The sequence below is a fragment of the Tabrizicola sp. genome (assembly GCF_041911175.1).
Classification (GTDB): Bacteria; Pseudomonadota; Alphaproteobacteria; order Rhodobacterales; family Rhodobacteraceae; genus Tabrizicola.
The window spans coordinates 1-6,230 of record NZ_JAYRPN010000065.1 but is presented as its reverse complement, the minus strand read 5'-3'; the positions used below and the strand labels follow the sequence as shown (position 1 = coordinate 6,230).

Here is a 6,230-nt window from a genome sequence, read left to right as displayed (position 1 = left end):
GGGTGCACGCCCCCGCAGGCAGGGCGTGAAGGAATGCACCGCCACGATCACCCGGTCGGGCCGCAACGCCGCCAGCCGGGCATAGGCCGCGTGATAGGGCCGATACAGCCGGTCCAGCCGCTCTTCGATCCCCTCCGCCGCGATATGCCGGTTCGCCGGGATGATCGTGCCGTCATAAAGCTGCATCACCAGCGTCGGGTCGTCCTCGCCCCGGTTCGGGTCGATCACCAGGCGCGAGAAATCCGACAGGATCACCGGGCTGTCGAGGAGCCGCCCCAGTTCCGACGCCACCCCTGCCGCGCCCACGTCCCAGGCGATGTGGCGCGCCATGTCCTCGGCCGGAATGCCAAGGTCGCCGCCGCCCACCCAGTCCGGCACATGGTTCGACGCATGGTCGCAGGTGACAAGCCAGCGGCCGGGCCGATGTTCTCCGTCGATCTTGAAGGCCATGCGGTCCTCTCGGGTGCTCATCCCTCCCTTACGGTCGTTCTTCGCGCAAGGCCAGCGATGAGCAACTGAAAGGCAGCGAAGAGCGACCGGAAGGCGTTGCGGGACGGATCGGATTGCGCCATAAGGCACGCGGCCCACATGAACCGAAATTTGAAGCAGGAGGATGGCGATGCGCCGTCACCGCAACGTGAAGATTGTGGCCACGCTTGGCCCGGCGTCCTCGACCTACGAGATGATCCGCGCCCTGTTCGAAGCCGGGGCCGACGTGTTCCGCCTGAACATGAGCCACGGCGTCCATGAGGACATCGCCAAACGGCACGAGATCATCCGCAAGGTTGAAAAGGACCTTGGCCGCCCGATCGGCATCCTGGCCGACCTTCAGGGCCCGAAACTGCGCGTCGGCGTCTTCGCCAACGGCGCGGAAGAACTGGTCGAAGGCGCGGCCTTCCGCATGGACCTGTCGACCGTGCCGGGCGACGCCAAGCGCGTGAACCTGCCGCATCCCGAGATTTTCGCCGCGCTGGAACCCGGAACCTCGCTTCTGGTGAACGACGGCAAGATCCGCCTGCGCGTCAATGCCTGCGGCAAGGACTTCGCCGATTGCACGGTGGAAGTCGGCGGCACGATCTCCAACCGCAAGGGCGTGAACGTGCCCGACGTGGTGCTTCCGGTCGCCGCCCTGTCGGAAAAGGACCGGGGCGACCTGGAATTTGCCTGCGAACTGGGCGTCGACTGGCTGGCGCTGTCCTTCGTGCAGCGCCCCGAGGACGTGATCGAGGCCCGCAGCCTGGCCAAGGGCCGCGCCGCGATCCTGTCGAAGATCGAGAAACCCGCCGCCGTAAAGGCCTATGATGCCATCCTGCAAGTGTCGGACGGGATCATGGTGGCGCGGGGCGATCTGGGCGTGGAACTGCCCGTCACCTCGGTCCCGCCGATCCAGAAACGTCTGGTGCGGGGGGCGCGGACGGCGGCCAAGCCGGTGATCGTCGCGACGCAGATGCTGGAATCGATGATCGAATCGCCGGTGCCGACGCGCGCCGAAGTCTCCGACGTCGCCACCGCGATCTATGAAGGCGCCGATGCGGTGATGCTGTCGGCCGAATCCGCCGCCGGAAAATACCCGGTCGAGGCCGTCAGCACGATGAACGCCGTGGCGATGAGCGTCGAGAAGGACCCGACCTATCGCTCGGTGATCGAGGCCAGCCGCGTCGTCCGCCGCGAATCGGTGGCCGACGGCATCGTCGCCGCCGCGCGCGAAATCGCCGAGGCGACCAACATCAAGGCGATCTGCTGCTTCAGCCAGACCGGCAATACCGCCGCGCTGGTCGCCCGCGAACGCCCGCATGTGCCGATCATCGCGCTGACGCCGCTGATGTCCACCGCGCGGCGCATGGCGCTGACCTGGGGCGCGCATTGCGTGATCACCCCGCCGCAGGAACGCTTCAAGGGCGCGGTGCTGGCCGCCGTGGGCGCGGCGCGCTCGGACGGGTTCGCGACCGAGGAGGACCAGGTGGTCGTGACCGCGGGCGTGCCGTTCAACGTCAAGGGCACCACCAACATCCTGCGCGTCGCGCCCTGCGACGAACGGTTGATCTCGCGGGTCGACCCCGAGTAACCTTGCCCTCGCGGTCATGGCTGGCGAGGGGTCATGGATACGGATCTGGTTCTGACGATCGGGATCGTGCTGTTCGTCCTGTCGATACCCTCGCTGCTTGCAGCCTGGGTGGAGGGCCGCCCGCCGCGCCTGGGGGCGATCCTGGTGATCGTCGCGCTTGGCATGGTGGTCGGGGCGCTCTGGGTGAAGCCGGGCGGCTACGCCTTCAACCAGGTGCCAGGGGTGATGATCGGCGTGCTGTCGCGCCTCTTCCAGTGACGGTCCCCCCTTGCACCTTTCCCGGCCTGCCCCTATAGGGGCGGCTTCGTTACCCGCACGGCCGGCCGAAGTGGCATGCCGAGTCGTGCCTGCAACCACGGAGATGGAAATGCCCAAGATGAAGACCAAGTCGGCGGCGAAGAAGCGCTTCAGCTTCACGGCCTCCGGTCGGGTGAAGGCCGGTCCCGCCGGCAAGCGCCACGGCATGATCAAACGCACGACGAAATTCGTCCGCGACGCATCGGGGGCGATGATCCTCTGCGCCAGCGACGAGAAGATCGTCAAGAAATACATGCCCTACGACCGGTAAGGAGAGCACCAGATGTCCCGCGTCAAATCCGGCAAGGTCACGCATGCCCGTCACCGCAAGGTGATCAAGGCGGCTTCGGGCTATTACGCCGCCCGCTCCACCAATTTCCGCACCGCCACCCAGGCGGTCGACAAGGCCAACCAGTACGCGACCCGCGACCGCAAGGCCCGCAAGCGCCAGTTCCGCGCGCTGTGGATCCAGCGGATCAACGCCGCCGTGCGGCTGTTCGATGCCGAGATGACCTATTCGCGCCTGATCAACGGCCTGGCGAAAGCCGGGATCGAGGTCGACCGCAAGGTCCTCGCCGACCTCGCCGTGCACGAGCCCGAGGCGTTCAACGCCATCGCCGGCCAGGCGAAGGCCGCGCTGGCCTGATCTGTCAGGTCATGGAATTGGGAAAGGCCCTGCGGCGACGCGGGGCCTTTTGTTTTGACCCCGTCCCGGGCTTGATCCGGGACCTCCTTTGTCTCCCCGAGGCCCCGGCTCAAGGCCGGGGCGGGGCAGGTCTACCTGTTGAACACCCGGCTCGGGTGCAACTCTCCGCCCCGGTAGTGCCCCACGGCCACCGCCAGCCCGTCCAGGCTGGCCCAACCCTCGGTCCCCCAGTCGGCATGGCCGATCACCTGCCCCGGGTTCCCGTTCCGCATCCGCACCGCTCCCTCCGGAGTCGCCCTGAACTCCGGCAGGTCCTGCAACCCCAGCTCCAGCGGCAGCAGCCGCGCATCCAGGGCATCAGTCTTGGCCTCGGCCTCGATCACCTCCAGCAAGACACCCTGCTCCGCCCGGAACGGCCCCGACCACTCCCGCCGCAACCACTCCACATGCCCCAGGCATCCCAGCGCTGCCCCGAGGTCGCGCGCGATGGACCGGACGTAGCCGCCCTTGCCGCAGACCATCTCCAGGTCGACATGGTCGGCATCGGGGCGGGCCAGCATCACCAGCCGCTCCACCCACAGGGGCCGCGCCGCCAGCTCCATCACCTCACCCTCGCGCGCCAGGTCATAGGCCCGCTCGCCATCGACCTTCACCGCTGAATACTGCGGCGGGACCTGGCTGATCTCGCCCCGGAACGCCCCCAGCGCCGCGCCGACCTGATCATCCGTCGGCCGCATGTCCGACGTCGCGACCACCGCGCCCGAGGCGTCATCCGTCTCGGTCGCCGCCCCGAATCTCACCCGGAAGCGGTAGCATTTCAGCGCATCGGTGATGTAGGGGATGGTCTTCGTCGCCTCCCCCAGCGCGACCGCCAGCACCCCCGTCGCATCCGGGTCCAGCGTCCCCGCATGCCCCGCCTTCTGCGCCGAGAGCGCCCATTTCACCTTGTTGACCACCGCCGTCGAGGTGACTCCGGCGGGCTTGTCCACCACCAGCCAGCCGCTGACGGCCCGGCCCTTCTTCACCCGGCCCATGCGTCAGCCCTTCGGAACCACGGTGCCGACGATCGGCCCCATCGGGAACCCGCCGTCATGCCGCCCCATCCCCGGCGCATAAAGCCGCGAGATGTTGCCGTCGAAGTACAGCGCATCCGTCAGCCCCAACTCGTCGCGGAACAGCCGCGCGAAGGCGTGGAAGTTCACCGCCTCGTTGGAAATCGCGAACACCGCCCGGCTGCCATCCGCGCTGACCCCCACCCCGTTGCGCACATAAAGGCTGTCGCTCCCGGCCAGCAGCTTCGGATGCAGCTTGCCCCCGATCACCAGCATCGGCCCCGACTGGGTGGCATAGCGGCAGGCCGGATGCTCCTTCTTGAAGGCCCGGCTCTCGATCACCCGGAAGCCGTCCCCGATGCAGAACACCCCGTTCGGCAACAGCCCGAAATTCCCCGGCCCGTCGCTGGTGATCAGCTTCGAGACCTCCACCCCGTCCTCGACATACAGCCCCACCGGAGCCAGGTCGCGGTGATACATCCCGGCATTCATCGCGAAGCCCAAGGCCTTGCCCTCGGCCCCCAGCGCATCGTCCACGTTCTTGAAGCTGCCATAGGCCCCGTCCGGGCCCGAGTGGAACAGCCGCAGGTCCTCGCCTGCCACCACTTCGCAGACCGTGTAGGACGCCCCCTCGAAAGTGGTGTCCCGGCACTCCGCCGCCTCTATCGCGGTCGGCGCCAGCAGAAGGGCCAGCGCGAGAAGCCTCATTCCTCGTCGTCCGCCGCGCCAAGGTCGCGCTGCACCGAGGGGTCCGAGAACAGCCGCCGCGTTTCGTCCAGCCGGTCGAAGGTCTCGTCGGGCCGGAACCGCAGGTCGGGCGCGTATTTCAGCGTCAGCTCGGATGCCACCCGGTGCCGAAGCTCCGCCTTGTTGCGCGCCAGCGCCGCGATCGCGTTCTCGACCGGCACCGACCCCATCAGCGGCATCACATAGACCGTCGCCACCTTCAGGTCGGGCGAGCAGGACACCTCGCCCACCGTGATCGACATGGCGTTCAGCTCCGGGTCGTGGATTTCGGCCCGGTTCAGCACATCCGACAAAGTGCGGCGGATGAGTTCCCCCACCCGAAGCTGGCGTTGCGACGGGCCGGACCCGGTGTTGAAGCGCTTGGACATGGCGTCCACATAGGGCCTTTCGCCCCGACCCGCAACGCCGGGCTTCTCACGCCCGCGCGAACCGGCTAGGGAAGGGCCAAACGGGGGGCACGCAGATGGATCAGCCGGGACTGGTAGTCACAGGGGCCTCGGGCCGCATGGGCCAGACGCTGATCCGGCTGGCGCAGGCTTCCGACAAGCTGCGCCTCGTCGGTTGCGTCGAACGCGCCGGCCACCCCTGGATCGGCCGCGACGTGGGCGAGGCGATGGGCGGCGCCCCACTGGGCGTGAAAGTCACCGACGACGCGCTGGAGGCCTTCTCGAAAGCGCAAGCCGTGGTCGACTTCACCGCCCCCGCCGCCACGGTGGAGTTCGCCGCGCTGGCCGCCCAGGCCCGGGCCGTCCATGTCATCGGCACCACCGGGCTGGAACCCCAGCACCTCGCCCGGATCGAGGCCGCCGCCCGTCACGCCGTCATCATTCGCGCCGGGAACATGTCGCTTGGGGTCAACCTCCTGACCCGCCTGACCCAGAAGGTCGCCGCTGCCCTTGACGCCGATTGGGATGTGGAGATCGTTGAGGCCCACCACCGCATGAAGGTCGACGCTCCCTCGGGCACCGCGCTGATGCTGGGGCAGGCCGCTGCCGAGGGCCGTGGCGTCTCGCTGGACGAAACGAAAGTCTCCGGTCGCGACGGCATCACCGGCGCGCGCCCGAAGGGGGCCATCGGTTTCTCCGCCATCCGCGGCGGCGACATCGTCGGCGAGCACGACGTGATCTTCGCGGGCGAGGGCGAGCGCATCATCCTGCGCCACATGGCCACCGACCGCGCCATCTTCGCCCGGGGAGCGTTGCGCGCGGCTGTCTGGGGTCAGGGCCGCAAACCCGGCCAATACGACATGATGGACGTGCTGGGGATCTGAGGCGCGGGGCTTCGTAGCAACTGTCTTTCACGCGGCCCGTTTCAGGTGGTCTGTGTGGTCGCGCATCATTGCGTTGAGGATGGTGAGGAGCTTTCTGGCGCAGGCGGTGATGGCGAGTTTCGCGGGTTTTCCGGTGGCTTCGAGGCGGGTTCG

Annotated in this window: 9 protein-coding genes and 1 pseudogene; 5 read left to right on the top strand and 5 right to left on the bottom strand. The window is 68.1% G+C overall.

Annotated elements, in window-relative coordinates:
• A partial coding sequence (locus ACE3P6_RS08680) for an N-formylglutamate amidohydrolase (protein ID WP_374393827.1) occupies nt 1-471 on the bottom strand: 471 nt, incomplete at its 3' end.
• Nucleotides 472-619: 148 nt separating this feature from the next.
• Between ACE3P6_RS08680 and pyk the strand changes: the two genes are divergently transcribed.
• The 4 genes from pyk to rplT all read left to right on the top strand — a co-directional run bounded on the left by pyk (nt 620) and on the right by rplT (nt 3,008).
• Nucleotides 620-2,065: a pyruvate kinase gene (gene pyk / locus ACE3P6_RS08675; protein ID WP_374393825.1), complete on the top strand. Its 1,446-nt coding sequence runs from the start codon at nt 620-622 to the stop codon at nt 2,063-2,065.
• A 33-nt stretch (nt 2,066-2,098) separates the two neighbouring features.
• The gene (locus ACE3P6_RS08670) at nt 2,099-2,323 is read left to right on the top strand and encodes a hypothetical protein (protein ID WP_374373376.1); all 225 of its coding nucleotides are present in this window, start codon (nt 2,099-2,101) and stop codon (nt 2,321-2,323) included.
• A 109-nt stretch (nt 2,324-2,432) separates the two neighbouring features.
• A complete protein-coding gene (gene rpmI / locus ACE3P6_RS08665; RefSeq protein WP_374373374.1) occupies nt 2,433-2,633 on the top strand; it encodes a 50S ribosomal protein L35 in 201 nt (66 codons plus the stop codon).
• A gap of 12 nt (nt 2,634-2,645) precedes the next feature.
• On the top strand, nt 2,646-3,008 hold the full coding sequence (rplT, locus tag ACE3P6_RS08660) for a 50S ribosomal protein L20 (protein WP_374373371.1): 363 nt from the start codon (nt 2,646-2,648) through the stop codon (nt 3,006-3,008).
• A 131-nt stretch (nt 3,009-3,139) separates the two neighbouring features.
• Here rplT and truB read toward each other — a convergent pair whose 3' ends face one another.
• Genes truB through rbfA form a run of 3 tightly spaced genes read right to left on the bottom strand, consistent with a single transcriptional unit; the run spans nt 3,140 to nt 5,175 of the window.
• Nucleotides 3,140-4,042, bottom strand: a complete 903-nt coding sequence (truB, locus tag ACE3P6_RS08655) for a tRNA pseudouridine(55) synthase TruB (protein WP_374393824.1) — start codon at nt 4,040-4,042, stop codon at nt 3,140-3,142.
• Between the two features lie 3 nt (nt 4,043-4,045).
• Nucleotides 4,046-4,768: a phosphodiester glycosidase family protein gene (locus ACE3P6_RS08650; protein ID WP_374393822.1), complete on the bottom strand. Its 723-nt coding sequence runs from the start codon at nt 4,766-4,768 to the stop codon at nt 4,046-4,048.
• Nucleotides 4,765-5,175 (bottom strand): 30S ribosome-binding factor RbfA, encoded by a 411-nt coding sequence (rbfA, locus tag ACE3P6_RS08645; protein ID WP_374373365.1) that lies wholly within the window; start codon nt 5,173-5,175, stop codon nt 4,765-4,767. The genes ACE3P6_RS08650 and rbfA overlap by 4 nt, the downstream gene beginning before the upstream one ends.
• A 95-nt stretch (nt 5,176-5,270) precedes the next feature.
• Here rbfA and dapB point away from each other — a divergent pair, with 95 nt between their 5' ends.
• Nucleotides 5,271-6,077, top strand: a complete 807-nt coding sequence (gene dapB, locus ACE3P6_RS08640; protein ID WP_374393820.1) for a 4-hydroxy-tetrahydrodipicolinate reductase — start codon at nt 5,271-5,273, stop codon at nt 6,075-6,077.
• 27 nt (nt 6,078-6,104) lie between these two features.
• Here the strand turns inward: dapB and ACE3P6_RS08635 are convergent.
• Nucleotides 6,105-6,230, bottom strand: a pseudogene (locus ACE3P6_RS08635) (IS110 family transposase); the annotation flags it as partial.